The 22,365-nt window shown below is 66.8% G+C and carries 20 protein-coding genes; 7 read left to right on the top strand and 13 right to left on the bottom strand.

Features of this window, described 5'->3' with window-relative positions; all coding sequences use genetic code 11:
- Window positions 1–28: 28 nt before the first annotated feature.
- Window positions 29–334: a hypothetical protein gene (locus ACE026_RS01310; RefSeq protein WP_486037270.1), complete on the top strand. Its 306-nt coding sequence runs from the start codon at window positions 29–31 to the stop codon at window positions 332–334.
- Window positions 335–413: 79 nt separating this feature from the next.
- Here the strand turns inward: ACE026_RS01310 and dld are convergent, their stop codons facing one another.
- The 6 genes from dld to ACE026_RS01280 form a co-directional block, all read right to left on the bottom strand.
- A complete protein-coding gene (dld, locus tag ACE026_RS01305) occupies window positions 414–2,153 on the bottom strand; it encodes a D-lactate dehydrogenase (RefSeq protein ID WP_486037269.1) in 1,740 nt (579 codons plus the stop codon).
- Window positions 2,150–3,310 (bottom strand): FMN-dependent L-lactate dehydrogenase LldD, encoded by a 1,161-nt coding sequence (gene lldD / locus ACE026_RS01300; protein ID WP_486037268.1) that lies wholly within the window; start codon window positions 3,308–3,310, stop codon window positions 2,150–2,152. Before lldD ends, dld begins: the two co-directional genes overlap by 4 nt.
- Before the next feature lie 3 nt (window positions 3,311–3,313).
- A complete protein-coding gene (lldR, locus tag ACE026_RS01295; RefSeq protein WP_486037675.1) occupies window positions 3,314–4,078 on the bottom strand; it encodes a transcriptional regulator LldR in 765 nt (254 codons plus the stop codon).
- Between the two features lie 67 nt (window positions 4,079–4,145).
- Window positions 4,146–5,804 carry an L-lactate permease gene (gene lldP, locus ACE026_RS01290; protein ID WP_486037266.1) on the bottom strand — a complete coding sequence of 553 codons (1,659 nt, stop codon included), beginning with the start codon at window positions 5,802–5,804 and terminating at the stop codon, window positions 4,146–4,148.
- A 186-nt stretch (window positions 5,805–5,990) separates the two neighbouring features.
- Window positions 5,991–6,425 carry a VOC family protein gene (locus ACE026_RS01285; protein ID WP_486037264.1) on the bottom strand — a complete coding sequence of 145 codons (435 nt, stop codon included), beginning with the start codon at window positions 6,423–6,425 and terminating at the stop codon, window positions 5,991–5,993.
- Window positions 6,422–6,880 (bottom strand): MgtC/SapB family protein, encoded by a 459-nt coding sequence (locus ACE026_RS01280; RefSeq protein WP_121037036.1) that lies wholly within the window; start codon window positions 6,878–6,880, stop codon window positions 6,422–6,424. The genes ACE026_RS01285 and ACE026_RS01280 overlap by 4 nt, the downstream gene beginning before the upstream one ends.
- A gap of 268 nt (window positions 6,881–7,148) precedes the next feature.
- Between ACE026_RS01280 and ACE026_RS01275 the strand changes: the two genes are divergently transcribed.
- Window positions 7,149–7,568: a hypothetical protein gene (locus tag ACE026_RS01275; RefSeq protein ID WP_486037262.1), complete on the top strand. Its 420-nt coding sequence runs from the start codon at window positions 7,149–7,151 to the stop codon at window positions 7,566–7,568.
- A 50-nt stretch (window positions 7,569–7,618) separates the two neighbouring features.
- Here the strand turns inward: ACE026_RS01275 and ACE026_RS01270 are convergent, their stop codons facing one another.
- A complete protein-coding gene (locus ACE026_RS01270) occupies window positions 7,619–8,377 on the bottom strand; it encodes an SDR family NAD(P)-dependent oxidoreductase (RefSeq protein ID WP_486037260.1) in 759 nt (252 codons plus the stop codon).
- 208 nt (window positions 8,378–8,585) lie between these two features.
- On the opposite strand from ACE026_RS01270, the gene ACE026_RS01265 reads away from it, so the two are divergent.
- Complete coding sequence (locus tag ACE026_RS01265) at window positions 8,586–9,680, top strand: alkene reductase (protein ID WP_486037258.1); 1,095 nt, start codon at window positions 8,586–8,588, stop codon at window positions 9,678–9,680.
- 11 nt (window positions 9,681–9,691) lie between these two features.
- Here ACE026_RS01265 and ACE026_RS01260 read toward each other — a convergent pair whose 3' ends face one another.
- Entirely contained in the window at window positions 9,692–11,563 is a 1,872-nt protein-coding gene (locus tag ACE026_RS01260) for a hypothetical protein (protein WP_486037256.1), read from the bottom strand.
- Between the two features lie 124 nt (window positions 11,564–11,687).
- The gene (locus ACE026_RS01255) at window positions 11,688–13,583 is read right to left on the bottom strand and encodes a CocE/NonD family hydrolase (RefSeq protein WP_486037254.1); all 1,896 of its coding nucleotides are present in this window, start codon (window positions 13,581–13,583) and stop codon (window positions 11,688–11,690) included.
- 232 nt (window positions 13,584–13,815) lie between these two features.
- On the opposite strand from ACE026_RS01255, the gene ACE026_RS01250 reads away from it, so the two are divergent.
- Complete coding sequence (locus ACE026_RS01250; RefSeq protein ID WP_486037252.1) at window positions 13,816–14,199, top strand: hypothetical protein; 384 nt, start codon at window positions 13,816–13,818, stop codon at window positions 14,197–14,199.
- A 13-nt stretch (window positions 14,200–14,212) separates the two neighbouring features.
- Here the strand turns inward: ACE026_RS01250 and ACE026_RS01245 are convergent, their stop codons facing one another.
- Both ACE026_RS01245 and ACE026_RS01240 read right to left on the bottom strand, forming a co-directional pair.
- A complete protein-coding gene (locus ACE026_RS01245; RefSeq protein WP_486037250.1) occupies window positions 14,213–14,602 on the bottom strand; it encodes a DUF4440 domain-containing protein in 390 nt (129 codons plus the stop codon).
- The gene (locus tag ACE026_RS01240; RefSeq protein WP_486037248.1) at window positions 14,599–15,954 is read right to left on the bottom strand and encodes an MFS transporter; all 1,356 of its coding nucleotides are present in this window, start codon (window positions 15,952–15,954) and stop codon (window positions 14,599–14,601) included. Before ACE026_RS01240 ends, ACE026_RS01245 begins: the two co-directional genes overlap by 4 nt.
- 106 nt (window positions 15,955–16,060) lie before the next feature.
- On the opposite strand from ACE026_RS01240, the gene ACE026_RS01235 reads away from it, so the two are divergent.
- Entirely contained in the window at window positions 16,061–16,957 is an 897-nt protein-coding gene (locus ACE026_RS01235; protein ID WP_486037673.1) for a LysR family transcriptional regulator, read from the top strand.
- Between the two features lie 38 nt (window positions 16,958–16,995).
- Here the strand turns inward: ACE026_RS01235 and ACE026_RS01230 are convergent, their stop codons facing one another.
- On the bottom strand, window positions 16,996–19,815 hold the full coding sequence (locus tag ACE026_RS01230) for a beta-glucosidase (RefSeq protein WP_486037246.1): 2,820 nt from the start codon (window positions 19,813–19,815) through the stop codon (window positions 16,996–16,998).
- 268 nt (window positions 19,816–20,083) lie between these two features.
- Entirely contained in the window at window positions 20,084–20,527 is a 444-nt protein-coding gene (locus ACE026_RS01225; protein WP_486037244.1) for a winged helix-turn-helix transcriptional regulator, read from the bottom strand.
- 75 nt (window positions 20,528–20,602) lie between these two features.
- On the opposite strand from ACE026_RS01225, the gene ACE026_RS01220 reads away from it, so the two are divergent.
- Window positions 20,603–21,949: an MFS transporter gene (locus ACE026_RS01220; RefSeq protein WP_486037242.1), complete on the top strand. Its 1,347-nt coding sequence runs from the start codon at window positions 20,603–20,605 to the stop codon at window positions 21,947–21,949.
- Window positions 21,871–22,305, top strand: a complete 435-nt coding sequence (locus tag ACE026_RS01215; protein WP_486037240.1) for a VOC family protein — start codon at window positions 21,871–21,873, stop codon at window positions 22,303–22,305. Before ACE026_RS01220 ends, ACE026_RS01215 begins: the two co-directional genes overlap by 79 nt.
- Window positions 22,306–22,365: the final 60 nt, after the last annotated feature.

The raw sequence follows: 22,365 nt of genomic DNA, 5'->3' as shown, positions 1-22,365 counted from the left end.
CGGCGCCTGACCCCGCAGGAGCGACCCGATGACATCCCTTTACCGCTATCCCCTCGCCGCGATCATGCTCGCCGGCACCCTGTCACTGGCCGCCTGCGTCAGCACGCCGGGGCCGGAAATCAAAGGGCCGGGCCTGTGCAAGGCCGATGCCCTGGGCTGGGCCATCGGCCAGCCGGCCGACCAGGCGAACATGCGTAAGCTGCTGCTGCAGAGCGGCGCCGGCCTGATCAACCCGATCGGCCCGGCCACGATCACCTCGCGCGACCTGCGCCAGGATCGCCTGCGCGTGTTCATCGACAAGGACAACGTGATCACCGCCGTTCGCTGCGAGTGATTCCCCACGGGTAGAGCCACCCCATGGGTGGCTGCCCTGATACCTGCGATATGCCGGCACAGCCACCCATGGGGTGGCTCTACCCGTGGGTGGTGCAGTCGCAGCTGCCCCATCCGCGCGTCTTCGCGGTCTGGCCGATGCCCGGATTGAACGTATTGCTCGGATCCAGCTGCTGATAGAACGCCGCCAGCGGCGGCTTGGCCGGGTATAGATGGCCCACGTTGTGCTCGGCCGGATACTCGGCACCGCGTGCATCCAGCAGCGCCCACATCGCGTGCTCGATGGCCAATGGATCTTCCCCCTTGCGCACGATGTAGTCCTGGTGGAACACGTGGCACAGGAAGTGGCCGTAATACAGCTTGCCGGCCAGGCGTGCGTCGAGGTCCGCGGGCAGGTGTTCCACCCACTGACGGTCGTCGCGTCGCAGCGCCACGTCCAGGGCCACGATGTCTGCGACCTCGCGCCGGTGCACTTCGCGATACCGCACGGCCGCGCCGGCCACCGCAAAGCGATGCAGGAACGCCTTGCGACCTTCCTCGGCGGTGCACTGGAAGAAGTCGCCCTCGCCGTCAGCGAAGTGAGTGCGCAGGAAGGTTTCGGTGGCGGCGGCATCCACCGCCGACACCTTGAGCAACAGGTGGTGCTCGTAGCGGTCACGGAACTGGCCCATGCGCGCGGGCAGATGGCGTGGCAGGCAGCGCATCGCCCACTGGATCACCCGGTCGGTGACCCCGCGCAGGCCCAGGCTTTCAAACCAGCCATCGACGCGGCTTTTCAACGCGAACGCGGCTGGCACCCGGGCCGTACCGAAGCGATCGATGAGCAGGAAGGTGTCCTTGCCATAGCGCTCGCCGATGTCATACGCCTCGCGGTGCAGGTACTCGCCGGAGATCGGCAGGCGTTCGAACGCGGTCAGCAGATGGCGGCGGATCGCGGTCAGATCCTCCATCGCGTTGCTGCCGATGTAGAACACCTCACCCGGCTCGCGCGCAAACGTATCCAGCCGCACCGCGAACACGGCCAGCTTGCCGGCCGAGCCGGAGGCTTCGTAGTGGCGGGAAGGATCGGCGTTGTAGCGGGCCGGCGTGGCCGCATCGACCTGGCGCACCTGCTCGGCATACCGCGGGTCGGAGGCGGCGCGGTCGTTGCCGTTGTCCACGTCGGCGGGCGCGTAGTCGCCGAGCTGCAGCCGCTCCAGGATCTGCTCGGGGGTGTCGCCCAGCGCGATGCCAAGATGATTGACCAGCTGCAGCTGGCCATGGGCATCGACCTGGGCGAACAGCGCCATCTCGGTATAGGCCGGGCCGCGCCGCACCAGCGAGCCGCCGGAGTTGTTGCAGACCCCGCCGAGCACCGAGGCACCGATGCACGACGAGCCGATCACCGAGTGCGGTTCACGGTCCAGCGGCGCCAGTTCCTTCTCCAGCCGGTCCAGCGTCGCCCCGGGCAGGCAGACCACCTGTCGGCCCGCGTTGATCAGCTGCACGCCGGTCAGGCGCAGCGTACTGAGGATGACCACCGGGCGATCATAGTCGGCACCATCCGGCGTGGAACCGCCAGTGAGGCCGGTGTTGGCCGCCTGCATGATCACGATCGCGTTGGCCGCCACGATGGCCTGCAGGGCGCGCCACTGTTCCAGCAGCGTGCCCGGGCGGACCACCGCCAGCACCGGGCCATCGCCGAAACGGTAGCCCTTGCGGAAGCGCCGGGTCGGCTTGTCGCCGCACAGCACGTGTGCATCGCCGACGATGCCGCGCAGCTGCGCAAGCAACGCGGCGCTATCGCTGCCGGTGCCGGTGCCGGTGCCGGTGCCGCTCATGGTGCGACCGCGAGACGACGCGTGGCGTCCACCAGCGAATCGGCACTGATATCGGCGATGGTCTTCGCGCCGGTGAGCGTCATCGCCACGCGCATTTCCTTGGCCATCAGGTCCAGCAGATTGGCCACGCCCGCCTCGCCCTGCGCGGCGAGCGCATAGATGAAGGCGCGGCCGAGCAGCACGCTGTCCGCGCCGAGCGCGATCATGCGCACTACGTCCAGGCCGCTGCGGATGCCCGAGTCGGCCAGGATCTTCAACTCACCCTTGACCGCATCGGCGATCGCCGGCAAGGCCCGTGCGGTGGACAGCACGCCATCCAACTGGCGCCCGCCGTGGTTGGAGACCACGATGCCGTCGGCCCCGAAACGCACGGCATCGCGCGCATCATCCGGATCGAGGATGCCCTTGATCACCATCGGGCCAGTCCAGAACTCGCGGATCCACTCCAGGTCTTTCCACGAAATGGACGGATCGAAGTTGTTGCCCAGCCAGCCGATGTAATCGGCCAAGCCGGTCGGGCTGCCACGGTAGGTGGAGATGTTGCCCAGGTCATGCGGGCGGCCGAACAGACCGACGTCCCACGCCCAGCGCGGGTGCGTCACCGCCTGCAGCATGCGCCGCGCCGGCGCGTTCGGGCCACTCATGCCCGAATGCGCATCGCGGTAACGTGCACCCGGCGTCGGCATGTCCACAGTGAACACCAACGTAGTCACGCCGGCCGCCTTGGCCCGCTCCAGCGCGTTGCGCATGAAGCCGCGGTCCTTGAGTACATACAGCTGGAACCACATCGGCCGGTCGATGGCCGGGGCTACTTCCTCGATCGGGCAGACCGAGACGGTGGACAGCGTGAACGGAATCCCCCGGCTCGCCGCCGCCCTCGCCGCCTGCACCTCACCGCGGCGCGCGTACATGCCGGTCAGCCCGACCGGGGCCAACGCCACCGGCATCGCCAGGCGTTCGCCGAACAGCTCCGTTTCCAGGCTCAGATCGGACATGTTGCGCAGGATGCGCTGGCGCAGTGCGATGTCCGACAGATCGGCGACATTGCGTTTCAGGGTGTGCTCGGCATACGCGCCGCCATCGATGTAGTGGAACAGGAACGGCGGCAGGCGGCGTTGCGCCGCTGCGCGGTAATCGGTGGAGGCGGAAATGATCATGGGTCAACCGTGGGAAGAAGGAAGCCGTGACGCGCGGGCGCGGCGGGCTTCGTTGTCGTCGAGCGTGCGCAGGGAGGTGTGCACGAATTCCAGGTGCGCGTGCGCGGCGGCGCGTGCGCGTTCGGGGTCGCCGGAGAGCACCCCCTCCATCATCTCGCGGTGCTGGACCGACAGCGGCTCGAAGGTGCGGGCCGAGGTATAGAGCTTCTCGCGGCTCTGCGAGATGTTGGTCTGCAGCAGTTCGAACAGGCCGCGCATGACCTGCAGCAGCACCAGATTGTGCGAGGCCTCGGCGATGGCCAGGTGGAAGGCCGCATCGGCCTGTGCCTCGCCGGCGGGGTCGTCCTTGCCGTGCGCGGCCATCATGGTGTCGAAGGCTTGGCGGATCTTCGCGCGGTCTTCGTCGGTGGCACGCAATGCGGCGTGCCACGCGGTTGCCCCTTCCAGCGCGTGGCGGATCTCCAGCACGTCGAAACGGTATTCCGGGTCGCCCTGGAACAGCGGCAGATACGGCATCAACGGCTCATCGATGGTCTGCCGGGCCCGGGCCGCCGGCTCGCTCACGTAGGTGCCGCCGCCGACCCGTGCGCTCAGCAGGCCCTGGCTGGCCAGCTGCGCGATTGCTTCGCGCAGCGCGGTGCGCGAAACCCCCAGCTGCACCGCCAGCGGTCGCTCGGCGGGCAGCCGGTCGCCCGGCTGCAGGTTCTGCTCACGGATCAGGCCACGCAGCTGCGCGGCCACCTTGTCGGACAGGCGTTCGTTCTTCATGCCGCCATTGTCGCCCGCGTGGCGGGCGATGGGGTCGATGCCGGTGGCCGGAATGCCGCGCATGGGCTCAGGGAATCATCCAGGTCAGCCAGTAGGCCTGCACCGTGGTGATGATGCCGACCATCACGGTGAAGATCAGGCTGTGCTTGACCGTGAAGCGGAACAGGTCCGATTCCCTGCCGGCCAGGCCGACCGCCGCGCAGGCGATGGCGATCGACTGCGGCGAGATCATCTTGCCGGTCACCCCGCCGGTGGTATTGGCCGCGACCAGCAGCACCTCGGACACGCCGATCTGCTGGGCCGTGGTGGCCTGCAGCGCTGAGAAAAGCGCGTTGGACGAGGTATCCGAACCGGTCAGGAACACGCCCAGCCAGCCCAGGAACGGCGAGAAGAAGGTGAAGGCCTTGCCGGTGTGCGCCAGGGCCAGCGCCAACGTTGCCGACAACCCCGAGTAGTTGGCGATGAAGGCGAACGCCAGCACCATGCCGATGGAGTAGATCGGGACCTTGAGTTCATTGGCGGTTTCAGCGAAGGTGCGCAGCGCCGCGGCCGGGCGCATCTTCAGCAGCGCGATCGCGATGATCGCGCCCAGCATGATCGCCGTGCCGGTCGCCGAGACCGCATCGAACCTGTAGACCGCCTCGTACCCGGTCGGCACCGGCACGATCGGTGGCATCTTCTGCACCAGCTGATCCAGCGATGGCACCGGAATCTTCAGCACCCAGTGCTCCAGCGCGCCACCGGCGGCGAACAGCGCCTTGAACGGCGGGATGCTCCAGATCGTGACCATGGCGGTCAGGATCAGGAACGGCGACCACGCCTTGACGATCTGACCGGTGGAATGGCGCGGCGCTTCCAGGGCCTGTGCCGCGGCTTCGGCGCTGGTTTGGGTATCGAAGCGGAAGATCCGCACCGGCTTCCACCTGCGCAGGAACAGGGTCAGGCACACCAGCGAGGTCAGCGAGGCGGTGATGTCCGGCAGCTCGGGGCCGATGAAATTGGAGGTCAGGTACTGGGCGATCGCGAACGAACCGCCGGCCACCAGCACCGCCGGCCAGGTCTCCTTGATACCGCGCCAGCCATCCATGATCGCCATGATCCAGAACAGCACGATGATGGTCAGGAACGGCAGCTGGCGCCCGGCCATCTGCCCGATCTCAAACGCATCCAGCCCGGTCACCTGCCCGGCCACGATGATCGGAATGCCCATCGCGCCGAACGCCACCGGCGCGGTGTTGACGATCAGGCACAGGCCGGCCGCATACAGCGGCTTGAAGCCCAACCCGACCAGCAGCGCGGCGGTGATCGCCACCGGCGCACCAAAGCCGGCCGCCCCTTCCAGGAACGCGCCGAACGCGAACCCGACCATCAGCATCTGCAGGCGCTGGTCTTCGGTGACCGAGAGGATCGAGGCGCGGATGATGTCGAACTGGCCGGTCTTGACTGAAACCTTGTACAGGAATACCGCGCCCAGAATGATCCAGGCAATCGGCCACAGGCCATAGACGAAGCCATACCCGGCCGCCGCAAACGCCTGCGACAGCGGCATCCGGTAAAACAGCAGGGCCACCGCCAACGCGATCACCACGGTGATCGTGCCGGCCAGCCACCCCTTCATGCGCAACACGGCCAGGGCGACGAAGAAGAAAGCGATCGGCAGCAGCGCGATCAGGCTGGACAGCCAGAGGTTGCCAGCGGGGTCATACAGTTGTTGCCAGGCCTGCATCGGCGGATCTCATCAAGACGGACAGGGGTCCGCGCGGTCAACACCGCGCGAGCCAAGAACATTCAACGCTGACCATTGGTAATACCAGTGCTCATACAAGTCGTTGAAACTGCCCGCATTGAAACGCCAAACGCAAGGCAATCCTATTAGACCATAGGTCTAGGCTCGCTTTATTGGTATTACCACTTAACAGCCGCAGTCGTTGGCACGGCCTTTGAGCTCGACCGAGTTGCCATCCGGATCGCGCAGGCGCAGCGACAGACCGTCGCCCTCCGCGCCGTAGTTGCGCTCGGCCGGGCCACTCAGCGCCACCTTCAGTCCCTGCAGATGCGCGCGCACCTGTTCGGCATCGAACGGCTCCACGCGCAGGCAGACATGCTCGACATTGCGCCCTTCCCGCCCAGGTGCTGCGCCACCTTCGCGCCCCAGCGGGCCGTCGACACTGATCAGATCGATCAGCGATTCGCCGGCATGCAGATGCACCATGCCCAGCGAGGGCCGCTCGCGGGCAACCGTGCAGCCCAGGACGTCGCAGTAAAAGCGCACCGCGCGTGGGAGATCCTGCACGCGCAGCACCACATGGTCGATGCGCTGGATCTCGAAGGGACGTTCACTGCTCATGACGACTCCAGTTTTTTAGCGATGCGGCTGAACACCACCAGCACGATCAGGCACAACACACTCACCCCGACAGCGATCACGTACTCACCGATGCCGACCGCGATACCGATCGCCGCGGCCATGATCAGCGAGCTGGCGGTGGTCAGGCCGCTGACCTGATCATCGCGCGAACCGCGCAGGATCGTACCGGCGGCGACAAAGCCAACGCAGGCCACCACTGCTTCGATCAGACGGACCGGATCGACCTGCAACAGGTCGCGGTAGCGCTCTTCCTGGAAGTGTTCGGCGATGCTGTCACCGAGGCCAACGATCAGCGCCGCCGCACCGGCGATCAGCATGTGCGTGCGCAGCCCGGCCGCATGCTTGCCCATCTCCCGCTCGATGCCGAGCGTAGCGCCCAGCAGCATGGCCACGGCGATCCGCAGCAGGATTGATAGATCTTGTTCCAGTCCCATTCAACGCGCCCTCAACTGTTCGCACCAGATTTGCGCTGTAGACGTAGCAATGTCGTGAAGAGCGATGTGACGCGCATGTGTACGCATTGCGCTCCAGTTGAGCAGGTAACAGGAAACCGCTATGAGGCAAGGAAAACCGAGCAACTACCGATAAAGGCCCTTTCTCTTGCGGACAGCAGCCCTTGCGCTCGTGCAAGGTCTGCTTGAACCTTGCCGCATGCATCCCACGCGCCCCGCTCGCCGTATCACCAACCCGGGTCCTCCGTCAGTGCGCTTCGAGGTTCTTCGGCTGGCAGAAGGCCCGCTGCACCCTTTCGAATTGGGTGATTTCCGGCTGACGGTCAACGGTCGTTCAATCGACTCATCAGCATCGCCCCGCTTGGCCCACATGATCCATCTCTCTCTTTGCGACTTGATCGAAGGGCTGTTGCGCATGGCTGACGGCATCGACGCATTCGTCCTGAATGGTGCGGATTCCTCTTTCCGATTGGATGTCCGGCGCCGTCGACACGGGGTGTCGGTCTTCGACGAAAAGACCCGACTCGACGACACGCCCCTGGCCAGCCTGATTGAAGCCGTGCGTCAAGGATTGGAGGTGCATTTTCGCGATGCGCCGATCGAAGACCGCGAAGCGCCTGTAATCGACGAGCTACTTTGTTTGCGGCAGGCGCTGAACAGACTTGACTAGCCATGGCCATGCCCGGGCATTCCTTTCCAGGCATGGGCCTACAGGTGGGCTTACTGCGCCAGGTAACCGCCATCGATGGCGTAGTACGTGCCGGTCGCAAAGCTGGCGTCCGCACTGGCCAGCCAGGCCACCAGCGCAGCGACTTCCTCCGGCGTGCCGAGCCGGCCGAGCGCGTGCTTGCTCTCCAGCGCCTGCTTCACCTTCGGGTCCATCTTGTCCAGCAGCGGCGTGGCAATGAAGCCGGGGCCCACCGCATTGATGCGGATCTTGTCCGCGGCGTGCTCCCAGGCGGCCGTCTGGGTCAAGCCGACCACGCCATGCTTGGCCGCGACATAGGCCGCGGAGTTGTTGAAACCGACCTGGCCGAGGATGGAGGCCATGTTGATGATGCTGCCGCCTTTGCCCGCGCTGCGCATCGCCTGGATCTGCGCCCGCTGGCACAGGAACACGCTGTTGAGATTGACGTCGATGACGTTCTTCCAGCCCTCCACCGGGTAGTCGCCGCTGGCCGCCGACGGCCCGCCGATGCCCGCGTTGTTCACCGCGATGTCCAGGCCGCCAAGCTCCTGCACCGTCCGCTTCACCGCAGCCTCCACCGCCTGCTCGTCGGTGACGTTCAAGGCGATGCCGATCGACTTCACCCCTTTGCTGCGCAGCGCCTCGGCGGTCTTCTCCACGGCGTCGGCCTTGAGATCCCACACCGCTACCGCCGCACCGGAATCGGCCAGCAGCTCAGCCACGGCCAGGCCGATGCCGGAGACGCCACCGGTGACGATGGCGACCTTTCCCTTGAGTTGATAATCAATCATCGCGTTGTTCCTCGGGTTGGAATAAGGCTGCGGGCAGTACCTGCCCATGCCTCGACCATACGCCGCGAAAACGTTACAGAACGTGCACAGCAGGCTCCGCAACAATCCTTCCCATCGCTGCAACGCACCTGGGCCTATGCTCGGGGTCGTACGCCCACATCCCTTCTTTCATCCGCCGATGGCGGTCACCCTCCCCCAAGGTAAACCCATGACAGACTCCAGTGACGGCCAGTTGTTCTCCCCCACCCGTCTGGGAGCCATCGACGTCGCCAACCGCGTCGCGATGGCACCGCTGACCCGCAACCGCGCAATCCACGATCGCATCCCCAATCCGCTCGCCATCCAGTACTACGAGCAGCGCGCCAGCGCCGGCCTGATCATCGCCGAGGCCACCCAGATCAGCCCGATGGGCCAGGGCTATCTCGACACGCCCGGCATCTACAGCCAGGCCCAGATCGACGCCTGGAAGAAGGTCACCGATGCGGTGCATGCACGCGGCGGCAAGATCGTGCTGCAGCTGTGGCATGTCGGCCGCATCTCACACATCAGCCTGCTGCCCGAGGGCGAGGTCCCGGTAGCACCGAGCGCCTTGCGTGCCAACACCAAAACGTTCACGGCCAAGGGCTTTGAAGAGGTCTCCGAACCACGCGCCCTGCGCCTGGACGAAATTCCCGGCCTGATCCAGGACTTCCGCCAGGCCGCGCGCAACGCGATCACCGCCGGTTTTGACGGCGTGGAAGTGCATGCCGCCAACGGTTACCTGATCGACCAGTTCCTGCGCGATGGCAGCAACCAGCGCACCGACGAATACGGTGGCAGCATCGAAAACCGCACCCGCCTGCTCGATGAAGTGGTCCGCGCGATCGCCTCGGAAATTGGCGCCGAACGCACCGGTGTGCGCCTGTCGCCGGTGACGCCTGCCAACGACGCGGAGGATTCCAACCCGCAGCCGTTGTTCGAACGCGCCGTGGAGCGCCTGGATGCCATCGGCCCGCTCGCCTTCATCCATGTGATCGAAGGGGCGACCGGTGGCCCGCGCGACAACATCGCCTTCGACTACGCCGCCCTGCGCGCCAAATTCAAGGGCGCCTGGATCGCCAACAACGGCTATGACCAGGCACGCGCGGAAGCGGCCGTGGCGTCGGGCTATGCCGACATGATCGCGTTCGGCCGCCCCTTCATCGCCAACCCGGATCTGGTCGAGCGCTTCCGTCTCGGCGTAGCGCTGTCCGACCTGGACCAGGACACGCTGTACGGCGGCGGTGCGCACGGCTACACCGACTACCCCAGCGTTTCAGGCTGATCCGCGCGCGGCTACCGCTCGCGCATCGCATCGGTCACATCACCCCCGGCAAGCACCGGCAACAGCGCCCGGGGCAGCTTGCAGGGGCGCGTGGGCACACTGTCCACGCGCCACCCGCGCCCGAGCAGGACGCCCTTCCCCTTCGAGGGCGGGCCATTGCCGGGTGCCGGACAGCTGATGTCACTGAGCAGCACCTGTCCGTCGCGATCCAGCCATTGCTGGACGAAGTACTCGCCATCGGCAAAACGCATCGTGCCGAGATTCACCTGTGTCAGCGCCTGGCTTTCCACGTCCCCTTGCCAGGTGGACTGCAGTTCCACACCACTGAACAGCAGGCGTCGTCGCTGCAGCACCTGATGGTTGGCATCCAGCAGGACCAGTTCCTCATCGCCCCCGTCCAGATAGCGGCGCGTCCAGGTGCGGTCCGTGCCCCAGGGAAGGATATCGAAGCTCTCCGGCGGCGCCGGTTCGCTGCCATCGGCCAGCATCATCCCCAGTTTTCCGTCCCGGCGGAATACCACCCGGCCACCGTCCATGCGCACCACACCTTCGAAGGGACGACCCACGATGCGGCCACGCTCGAGGTTGTACAGGTGGTTGACGCCGGCGGCCTGCTCCCGGAGCAACAGCAACGGCGGGGTGACGTGGTGGTCGTCGATGGCCATGTCGGCAGGCACCGTGTAGGCCGTGCGTCCATCCCACCACAGCCGTGGTGAGGATTCGCCGCCGAACCTTCCCAGCAATCCGGTGCCGACGGCGTCGAACCGGGTTACGTCTGAAGGCGCGAACACGACCTCGCCTTCGCAGTCCAGCACCGCTGCGGTCTCGGTCTCGGTGGGATGGCGCACGCGCCACGGCGGTGCCTGCCGTTGTTCGGCATCGGGCTCGTCGAGCACCGCTGCCAGCGCGGCCGGGGCGGCGGTGGGCGGGTTGGCGTCCTCCTTGTCCAGCACCTGCCAGCGGCCACCGCAGTAGTCCAGGCGGACGGTGCCGCGCTGTGCGGCAAACTGTCCGTCGGCCATCAGCCAGCCGGGCTCGGGCGTGTCGTCGGCACTGCCGGTAGCGTGCCGATAGACCTGCTCGGGCCAGTCGCGCCGGCCTGCGGTACCGCCATAGTGTCGGTAGCGGGGATACAGGCCATCCTGCCGATATCGGGCGATGTCCGTCGCCCGGCCCTGTGCATCCACCCGCCGCCACAGCTCGCCCTGACGCAGCCACCAGCCACCATCGCGGACCGGCAACAGCGCATCGATGTCATTGGAAAACACCGTCGTACCGTCTTCATCCCGCACGTCGCAGTGCTCAGGTACCTGGACACTGCACGCAACATAGACATGGCGGCCGGCGAAGGGCCCGGCCACCCACTGGACCTGTCGCTCATCCAGTTCCATGACTGCGCGCCGGTGCAGGTCATGGAAGCGCAGCGGACCACTACGGGCGTTCCACAGCACGCGATCGGGTACCGCCAACGGCACCCACTCGCCATCCTTCAGCGCCGGAAGACGGACCTGCCCCAGCGCATCCACTACGCCCCAACCGCCGGTGGGCTCTCCGTCCGGCTTGATGAACGCCTTCCACAACGGATCACCGGGTGCGGCCTGCGGTAGCACGAACCGTTCCTGGTACTCGGTGTAACCACGGTCCTCGCGCAGCAGGCGTCCTGCATCGTCATACCACTGTTGCGGCGTGGCCGGGCCCTGCGCACGCATCCAACGGTCAGCGGACAGGCGCTGCATGCGCGCGCCATTGGGCGGCACCAGCAGGCGGCCCTCGATGGACACCAACGCCTCGGCGCCGAAACTGTTGCCCAGCACGGTGAACGACTGCGCGGGCGCGCCGCCTGCCAGCGACATCAGCGCGCCTACCACGAACATCCTTTTCATCGGTCACATCAGGGAAAGCGGAGCTGCACGCTAGCGCCTGTGCCTTGACGATGCAATGCACCCAGCACTCCCCACGCGCGCGGCATTCCATGGCCGCGGCGTGGCACCGGGAACGCGCGTGCGCTCAGTACACCGGCAATGAAATGAAACTGGCCTGCTGCGGCGCGTGCCAGATCTGCTGCGTCGCCTTCTGGTAATCGCCCGGCTTGGCCAGGTAGATGTTCGGCACGAACGTCTGCGGATTGCGGTCATACAGCGGGAACAGGCTGGACTGCACCTGCACCATGACCCGATGACCCGGCTGGAACACATGGTTCGCGGTCGGCAGACCGAACTTATAGTCCAGCACCTGATTGCTCGCGATCGCCTTCGGATCACTGAAGCTCTCGCGGTACCGGCCACGGAAGATTGCCATCGAGACCGACAGCTCGTAGCCGCCCATCTCCGGCGTCGACGGCGTCTGGTCGGGATACACATCGATCAGCTTCACCACCCAATCGCTGTCGCTGCCGCTTGTGGCCGCCTGCAGATTGACCTGCGGCGCACCACCAATCCGCAGCGGTTCGGTCAGCGGTTCGCTGACGAAGGTGAGCACGTCCGGGCGGCCATCCACGAAGCGCTGATCCTTGACCAGCCAGCTGGTCCACATATCGCGGTCGGCGAACCGCACCGGACGCGGTACGAACGGCACCGGCTTGGCCGGATCGGATACATACGCCTCGAACGTCGCCTCACCGGCCTGCGGTGCCTCGAAGGACAGCTTGCCGCCCGCGCGCAGGTACAGCGGCCTGGACTGCGCCGCGCTGCGCGGCCACTGCTGCAGCTTGTCCCAGTGGTTTTCGCCGGTGTTGTAGATCAGCACCGGCGGTGTCTGCGCCTTGGGCGCCCCATCGACCAGGTACTGATCGAAGAACGGCTTGAGCACATCACGGCGGAACTGCAGCGCGGTGTCGCCGTCGAACTTCAAGGCGCCCAGGCTGCTGCCGTCATAGTTGACCTGGCTGTGCCGCCACGGCCCCATCACCAGATAGTTCAACGTATTGCCGGTGTCGCGCGGTTCCATCGCCGCATAGCTGTGCACCGCACCCCACATGTCTTCCTGGTCCCACAGGCCCTGCAGCCACATCGTGGGCACTTTCAGCTCGGTCTTGGCCATGCGCGCGTCCAGCGCCTGCTCCTGCCAGAACGCGTCGTAGCTGGGGTGTTCGATCAGCTTGTGCCACCACGGCAACTGATCCAGGCCATTGGCCTTGGCGTAGTCCCCGGCCGAACCGGCGCGCAGGAAGGTCGTGTAATCGTCGTAGCCCACGCTGGGAATGGACGGCCCCTTGCCGCGCTTGGCCAGCTGACCGGTGAAATAGCCGAAATTGACCTGCCGGAACGCACCGTAGTTGAGCCAGTCATCGCCCATCCAGCCATCGATCATCGGGCTCTGCGGCGCGGCTACCTTCAACGCCGGGTGCGGGTTGGTCAGCGCCATCACCACGGTGAAGCCTTCGTACGACGAGCCCAGCATGCCGACCTTGCCGTTGCTCTCGGGCACGTGCTTGACCAGCCAATCGATGGTGTCCCACGCGTCGGTCGCGTGGTCCACCTTGGTGGTGTTGAGCGGCCCGCGCAGCGGCCGGGTCATCACGTAATCGCCCTCGGAACCGTACTTGCCGCGGATGTCCTGGAACACCCGGATGTAACCGCCATCAACGAACACCTCATCCCCCTGCGGCAGGATGTCGCGCATGTTGGGCGAATCCATGCGCTTGGCGCGGTTGGCGGCATCGTAGGGCGTACGGGTCAGCAGGATCGGCGCGTTCCTGGCGCCCTTGGGCACCACGATCACCGTGTAAAGTTTCGTGCCGTCACGCATCGGCACCATCACCACGCGCTTGTCGTAGTTGTCCTGTGCGGTGGGCGTCACGAACCCCTTGGCCGGAATATCCGGGGTCATCGGCGAGGTCTGCGCCGACACACTGACGGCAACCATCAGACTCAACAGCGCAACTGGCAATACACGCACACGCATGGGCTCTCTCCCGGCAGTGATGGCAACCTCCGCAGCCTAGCGCTGCGCGGCCTGCACCGGTAGATGCCGATCGGCGTGGCAACCGGCCCGTGCGCGTATTCAGCTGCAAATCACCACTTCCTGCAAAGCCGTGCCGGGATAGGTGTCGTACTCAGCTCTTGCATGCCCGCCCCTGCTACCCAGAATGCCGACAGGGGATCGGGGCTTGGGTCGCCACCACTACAGGAAATCAATGAAGAACCACTACACATTCCAGGCACTGGTTCGATCCGAGTTGCTTTCGAGGGAGGATGAGCAGCGCATATTCTTCCTGATGCGCAACGCGGTCGCCTTGATCGACGAGTGGCTGCCCATCAATGACCTCGATGCGTTGGCGAGCGTCCTGCGGGCCGAGAGATGCTACGTCGCCCACAATGTCATCACGAGGAAGGGTCGGGCCGTGATGTTCAGCGGCCGCACCTGCCTCTCGACCACGGCCGACGTCCTCGCGTTTCTGGATGACGCCGCCCAGGCAGGCGATGTTCGGCCCATGCTGGTCAGCCCGTACTTCACTGGACAGCCCGATCGGGTTGTCATGATCGATGAGGACCAGATCTGCCTCTACGCCGTGCGCTGATATCCAACTGGCGTCACGGCGAAGGCGTTTCCTGCAACGCCAACCACCGCCAGCGCCCTTCCTCCTGGCGCAGCACCGCCAGCGATTCCCGCCAACTGGCCACGCCATGACCGGAGCGCTGGCTTTCGCGGTAGCGCAACACCGCCAGTGGACCCGGAATGGGTATCGCTTGGATATCCTCGACAATGATCACCAAGCCCGGCCGAGCACCGTGGGCAGCGGCGAACAATGCCCGGACCGCGTCTCGATCCAACCGACGACCAGCGATCCCGACCATGCTGAAGTCCTCGCTGAAACGGGCCAGCAGTGTGTCCAGCGCAGCCACCGGCGAGCGCCCGGTGAACCAGTCTTCGATCAGCACATGCAGGTCATGGATCTCGTTGAAGGCAAGCGTGTCATTCATGGGGAGGCTCTCAAGGCAAGGGAAGACGCCGGCAGGCGCCATAGCAGATGCATCGGCAGCACGCTCATGCCCGCCGCGAGCATCAGGGTGAGCGGGAACGCGTGCGCTGGCAGCACGGACGACAGCACTGCCAGCACACAGGCCAGCAGCGCGGCGGCCAGACAGAAGCTGAGTTGGCGGTTGAGATTCCACAGCGCACTGCCCGGCAGCAGCTCTGCGTCCGCCAGCCTCTGGAACGCGAGCGTCTGCGCGCTGCTGCTGCACAGGCTGCCGCCCAGCCCCATCAGCGCGAAGGCCAGCACCGGCAACCACGGCTGACTGGCCTGTATGCCGATCAACAACGCGATGCCGACCGCTTGGCACCCCATGCCGGCAGTCAACAGCGGGCGCGCCCCGATGCGTGGCAGCCAGTGCCGTGTGGTGGCGATGGCGCAGGCCGAGGCGATCGCCCACGGCAGCATGAAGCCACCGATGGCCGCGGCGCCGTAGCCCTGGCGATGCAGCAGCAGCGTGGCCACCAGCTGGGTGCCGATGAACGTACCGGGCACCAGCAGATAGATCAGCATCGCCAGCCGCAGCGAGGCATGCCGCAGCAGCGACCACTGCAGGACCGGATGATCCGTAAGGCGCGCACTGCGGGCATACAACGCCAGCACCAGGGTGGCGACCACGAGCAGGCCCGCGCCGAGCATCCGCTGCCCCGGCTCTGCCAGCAGGCTCAGCGCGACCAGCAACACGCTCAGGCCCAGTGAGCCAAGCAACAGCCCACGATGGTCCAGCGCAGGTACGGCCGCCGGCGCACCGGGGCGCACCCACACGGCCGCCAGCGCGAAGGCCACCATGGCCAGCGGCACACTGACCAGCAGCACGCCACGCCACGAGCCCCACTCCACCAGCAGGCCGCCCAGCGTCGGCGACAGCGCCGGCACCAACAACGCCACCGCCATGATGCGGGCGGTCAGGCGCGCGCGGTCAGCCGGCGGGCATTCGCGGTAGGCCATCGCCTGCCCCACCGGAATCAACAGTCCACCGCCCAGCCCCTGCAGCAGGCGCCACGCGATCAGCCACTCGATGCTCGGCGCGGTGCCTGCCAGCACAGCGCCCACGGTAAACAGGGCCAGCGAGAGGCACAGCACCCTACGCTCGCCAAGGCGCGCGGCCAGCCAGCTGCCCAGTGGAATGACCAGGGTCAGGCCGAGCATGTAGGCGTTGCCGATCCACGCCAGCTGCGGCACGGAGGCCTGCAGGTCGGCGGCGATGGCAGGATACGCGACGGTACCGATGAACATGTTCACCAGGTCCAGCGAGAATCCCAGCAGGTACAGCGTTTCCACCCTGGCCCGGTAGGTCATGCGGCGCTCCGATTGCGAGGCGGCAGCATGCGCGTTGGCGGCGGCTGGATATACGGGCAACCGGATGCAAGACTGTCAAACCATTTTTGACAGTCAGCGCACCGCCATGGTCAGCCTGGACCGCTTCGAGACCTTCAAGGCGATTGTCGACGCCGGCAGCCTGACCGCGGCCGCGCAGCGCCTCGGCCAGAGCCGCGCCGTAGTGAGTTTCAACCTCAAGCGGCTGGAGCAGGAACTCGGCGTGACGCTGCTGGTGCGCAATACCCGCAGCCTGGCGCTGACCGAGGCTGGCGAACGCTTTTACCAGCACTGCACTGCCCTGTTGGCGACTGCCGAGCTGGCGATCGAGGAGGCACGCAGCGAACAGCTGCAGCTGCGTGGCACGCTGCGGCTGACCACCACGCCGGAATATGCGATCGCGCGGGTCGTGCCGGTGCTGGAATCCTTCCGCGCCCTGCATCCCGAGTTGCGCCTGCACCTGTCCACCTCACCGGCGCCGGCGGACCTGATTCCCGAGCGGTTCGATCTGGCGATCCGCTTGGGGCGCCTGCAGGACTCGCAGCTGCGCGCGACCCTGCTCGACGAACACGCGCTGTACGCGGTCGCCGCACCGTCGTTGTTGTCCACGCTGCCCGATGATGCCGCGCGCGATGACCCGGACTGGGTCCGCACGCTGCCACGATTGGGGTATCCGCGCCTGGCGGATCTACCGTTGGTGGCGCCCGATGGCAGCGACCAGATGTTTGCCTGCAACCCCGCCCATGCGGTGGTTACGGTCGATAACGCCTCCACCCTGCGCGCCTTCGCGCTGGCCGGGGCCGGCGCGACCGTGTTGCCGCAGTGGTTGATCGATGACGATCTGGCGCAGGGCCGGCTGCTGCCGATCCTGCGCCGTCATCGTTTCCCGCGCCAGGGCGTGTATGCGGTGTTTCCCAACACTGCACAGCCCTCGCGCCGGGTCCGGCTGCTGCTGGCGCACCTGCGCGAGCACCTGCCGGGGTGACCGGAGGCACGACCCACGGTCGTGCCCTGCCCGTCAGCTCAGCGGACCACCTGCTCGGCCAGCTCCAGCGGCACGCGCTGCACCGGTGCATTGGCCGCGCGCGAGAGCTGCACTTCGTACTGCCCACCGGCGATCTTCCACTGCTTGGCAGCGGTATCAAAGCTGGCCAGCGTCTTCGGCTCGGCTTCGATGCGGATCCGGCGGCTTTCGCCCGGCTGCAGCGTCACCTTCTGGAAGCCGATCAGGCGGATCGGCGTGGTGCTGCCCTGCGGCAGCTGCAGGTACAGCTGCGGCACATCCGCACCGGCGACCTTGCCGGTGTTGCGCACGTCCACGCTGGCGACCACACGCTGGCCTTCCACCACCACCTGCAGGTTGTCGTAGCCGAAGCTGGTGTAGGACAGGCCATGGCCGAACGCGTACTGCGGGGTCAGGCCCTTGGCGGCGAACCACTTGTAGCCGACGTTGGCACCTTCGATGTCGTAGTCGATGGTGTCATCCGGCTTGTTCTTCGGATTGAAGCCCAGGCCGTTGACGTGCGGGCGCGGCAGCTGGCTGACATCGGTCGGCCAGGTCACCGGCAGGCGACCGGATGGATTGACCTTGCCGGTCAGCAGCGCGGCGATGCCTTCACCGCCCCGGATGCCCGGGTACCAGGCCTGCAGGATGGCCGGCACCTGCTGCAGCCACGGCAGCTCGACCGGGCCATTGGTTTCCAGCACCACCACGGTCTTCGGGTTGGCCTTGGCCACCCCGGCGATCAGCTTGTCCTGGTTGTCCGGCAGCTGCATGTGCGGCAGATCGACCGATTCGGCCGACCACTGCGTGGCGAACACGATGGCCACATCGGCGGCAGCGGCAGCGCGCACGGCGGCAGCCACATCGCGGCCATCCACGTAATCGATGCGGGCATCCGGACGCTCGGCGCGCAGCGCTTCCAGCGGCGAGGACGGGTGGAAGATCACCGGGCCCGGCCAGGTGGTCGGCATCACGCCCGGCACCGCATTGGTGCCCCGCGCGGTCCAGCCCACCATCGACGAACCGCCGCCACCGATCACGCCCTTGTCGGCATGGCCACCGATGATCACGATGCGCTGCACGTCCTTGCCCAGCGGCAGCAGGTCATCGGCGTTGCGCAGCAGCACGCTGCCTTCTTCAACGGTGCGCTGCGCGGCGTGGAAGCCGGCCTCATCATCGATCGGCTCATGCACCGGCGGCAGATCGAAGTTACCGTGCGCGAACATGGTGCGCAGGATGCGGCCGACCATGTCGTCCAGGCGCGCCTGCGGCACCACGCCACCGGCCACGGCCAAGCGCAGCGGTTCGTCGAAATAGACCGCCTTGTCGAACACTTCACCGGCCGACTGCTGGTCCAGACCGGCCAGCGCCGCCTTGGAGCCACTGTGCACGCCACCCCAATCGGACATCACGAAACCGGGGAACTTCCATTCCTGCTTGAGCACCTCGTTCATGAGGTAATCGTGTTCGCAGCCGTAGGTACCGTTGATGCGGTTGTACGAGCACATCGCCGAACCGGGCTTGCCGATGTCCATGGCGATCTCGAAGGCCAGCAGGTCCGATTCGCGCATCGCCTGCTCGCCGATCTCGGCACTGTGGAAATTGCGCGAGGTCTCCATGTCGTTGAGCGCGAAGTGCTTCATCGTGGAGATGACGTGCTGGCTCTGCACGCCGCGGATCGACTCACCGACCAGCACACCGGCCAGCAGGGGATCTTCACCGGCATATTCGAAGTTGCGGCCATTGCGCGGATCGCGCTGCAGGTTGACGCTGCCGGCCAGCAGGATGTTGAAGCGCTGCTGCCAGGCTTCGCGGCCCATGGTGGCACCGCCAGCGAAGGCGATATCCGGGTTCCAGCTGGAGGCCGTGGACGGGCCGGACGGCATCGCGGTGGCATGGTCACCCTTGCGCAGGCCGCCCGGATTGGTCACGCCGACACCGGCATCGGCCGACTGCTGCGCCGGAATGCCCAGGCGCGGCACGCCCGGCACGAAACCGGCCGAACCCACCGCACCTTCCGGCAGCGGACCGCCGTCTTTGCCCAGCCCGAAGTAGCTGTGCAGCATCTGGAACTTCTCATCCACGGTCATCTGCGCGACCAGCGCCTTGGCACGGGCATCGGCGTTCAGGCCGGTGTCCATCCACGGCGTGTCGCCACCGACCGGCGCGGCATAGCCCAGCGTCAGCAGCGTGGCCGCGGTGGTGCCCTTCCTGCCGTCATGGGTGCGCAGCTTGATCGCAGCCGAGCTGGCCGACTGGAAGCCATCGCTGAAGTAGCTTTCATTGGCTTCCAGCGCGACGCGCGACGGATCGAAGCCTGCGGTGGTGGCCGCATCGGCACTGACCGCGCCCAGCAGCACGGCCGGCGCGCCCAGACGCGAACCGGTGACCAGCGGCGGCAGTGCAGCCGCATCGGCGGCGCTGGTGTACAGCGCGACCACGTGGCGGCCATCGTTGAGGCGCAGGTAATTCAGCGACGGCTGCTCGGTGCCCGATTCGGCCTCGATCGGCAGGCGGGTGAGCACGGCGCTGCCGGTCTGCTGCGCGGCGGCCGGATCGGCGGTCACGAAACGATAGTGATAACCCAGCGCATCGGCCAGGCCCTGCAGCGGATCCACGCGGTCGGCGCGGCGTTCCACGTTGCGCACGGTCACTGCATCGACCTGCAGCTGCTCCAGCTGCGCGGCGACCACGGCGGCGTCCAGATCACCCGGGGTCTGTTCCAGGGTCAGCACGGTGAACGCGTCGGTGGCGGCGGCCGGGGCAGCAGCCCAGGCGGAAGCGCTCAGCGAGAGCGCGATGGCGGCCGTCAGGGCCAGGGGCTTTGAAATCGTTTTCATGAGCGGACGAAACACCTTTGCTTGCGCAATAAATCCAGGGAGTCTTGCCGCAGAAGGGTGCAGCGCCATGTCGGCGGGAACCGCGCGCGGGCGCGCGGAACCGTTTACAACGCAAGGCGATGACGGCTACGTCCAGGCCCCTCCGCCCGTCGTGACAGCCGCACCACCCGGGAGCCCGTGACCGGCGCCCCACCCCGGAAGAGTGGGCGAGCGTGTTCATGCCTGTCAACAGGATGCTTACATTTGAGACACCGCAACCCGCGCGACATCAGGGCGACAGCGGCTTCATCACCCGGGTGTCGGCGCCCTCAACCACCTGCCCACGCTGGTCGCGCGGCTGCATCGGCGCCAAGGGCTGCCCATCGCTGTCGGCTTGCAGCACCGAGCGTGGCTCGCCGGGTGCGAACAGGAAGGCCTCGCCCCATTGGCGCAGCGCCACCACCAGCGGGAACAGCGCGCGACCGCGCTCGGTGAGCACATATTCCTGATAGCTGCGGCCTTCGCCCAGCGGCTGCTGCGCCATTACGTCCGCCTCCAGCAAGGCATGCAGGCGCTGGCTGAGCATGCTGCGCGACATCCCCAGGCGTCGCTGGAAATCGCTGAAACGGCGCGCCCCATCGAAGGCCTCGCGCACGATCAGCAGCGACCAGCGGTCGCCGACCAGACCCAGCGCGCGCCCCACCGGGCAAGGGGTAGTGGCATCGGTTGTCATGAACGGACTCCTTTGTAAGTTTCATTTTAGAACCAGATACCCCAGAATCAACTGGTTCTAATTTGAGACTTAATCATGCCACTCCATGCCCCCGCTTCGCGGGCGTCCACGTCCCGGCTCCCCTCCTCCCTGCTGATGCTGTTCGCCTGCGCTGCCGGCCTGAGCGTGGCCAATGTCTATTACGCCCAGCCTTTGCTGGACGCCCTGGCCGCCGATCTCCAGATCAGCACGTCCCGCATCGGCGCGGTGATCGCCGCCACCCAGCTGGGTTCGGTGGCGGCGCTGCTGTGGGTGGTGCCACTGGGTGACCGCGTGGACCGCCGCCGCCTGATGGCGATCCAGACCGGTGGCCTGGTGCTGGCCCTGCTGGCCGTCGCGCTGGCCGCGCAGGCCTGGAGTCTGCTGCTGGGCATGCTGGCGGTGGGCCTGCTCGGCACCGCGATGACCCAGGGGCTGATCGCCTATGCCGCCGCCGCTGCAGGCGGGCACGAGCGCGGCCGCGTGGTCGGCGCCGCACAGGCGGGCGTGGTGGTCGGGTTGTTGTTGGCACGCGTCGTGGCCGGCGCAGTCGCCGATCTGGGCGGATGGCGGGCGGTGTACCTGCTCTCGGCGGCGCTGATGGTGGTGACGGGCGCGCTGCTGTGGGCGCGTCTGCCACGGCTGCCAGTCTCGACGCCACCCACCGCACGCACCGGGTTGATCGCCTTGCTGCGGCAACAGCCCGTGCTGCGCCAGCGCGGCGTGCTGGGCCTGCTGCTGTTCACCGTGTTCGGCCTGTTCTGGAGCAGCATGAGCCTGCCGCTGGGCGCACCGCCGTATGCGCTCAGCCACACCGGCATCGGCGCCTTCGCGCTGGTCGGCCTGCTCGGTGCGTTGGCGGCGGCACGCAGCGGGCACTGGAGTGACCGTGGCCATGCCGGGCGGGTCACCACCGGCGCCCTGGGGCTGATGCTGTTGAGCTGGCTGCCGATCGCCGCGATGCCCCACCACCTGGGCTGGCTGGTGCTCGGCGTGCTGCTGCTGGATCTGGCAGTGCAGGCGCTGCACGTGACCAACCAGAGCCGGATTCTGGCCGCAGCCCCGCACGCGCAGGCACAGGTGATCGCCACTTACATGCTGTTCTACGCGGCCGGCAGCGGGCTGGGGGCGCTGGCCGGCAGTGCGTTGTATGCCGCGTTCGGCTGGCCCGGGGTCTGCATGGCCGGTGCCGGTGTGTCGCTGCTGGCGTTGCTGGCCTGGTGGGCGATGCCGGGTTATCACACCATCACCGGTGGTCATGAGCCCTGCCCGGTTCCCGGCCGATCGCGGCTCGATAATGAGCGCTCACGTCCCGGAGCCGCCGCATGCCCCCACACCGCCACTTCGATCAACTCTGGCGCGACCGCAACGACACCTCCCGGCAACGCAGCCCCCGGGTGCTGATCCGGGTGTTCGTCGGCCCGGGCGAACTGGAAACACGGGTGGCGTTCTACGAGCAGTTGCAGGGCGTGGTCGCCGATGCGGGCTTTCCGTTCCCCGAGGCCGGCCTGCGGCTGGCCATGGTCGGGGCGTTCCTGCTGATCGAAGGCGCGCCGGACAAGCTGGCCCCGTTCACCTCCACCACCGGCACGCTGCTGGTGGATGACGTGCAGCCCTATTACGACCGGCTGGTGGCGGCCGGGGCGCAGATCATCTTTCCACTGCAGGTCGTACCCACCGGCGCGGCCTTCAACGCCGTGCATCCGGACGGCACCGTGGTCGAGTACGTACACCACCGGCCCGATCCGCAGGGGCGCTGAGTAGCAACTGTGTTGCTGGAGGAGCTTCAGTCCCCCAGCGGACGGGCACGGTAGTGGGGG

Source organism: Stenotrophomonas sp. AGC87 (assembly GCF_057333975.1).
The sequence above is the reverse complement of the archived record's forward strand: the minus strand, read 5'-3'. Positions and strand labels throughout refer to the sequence as shown.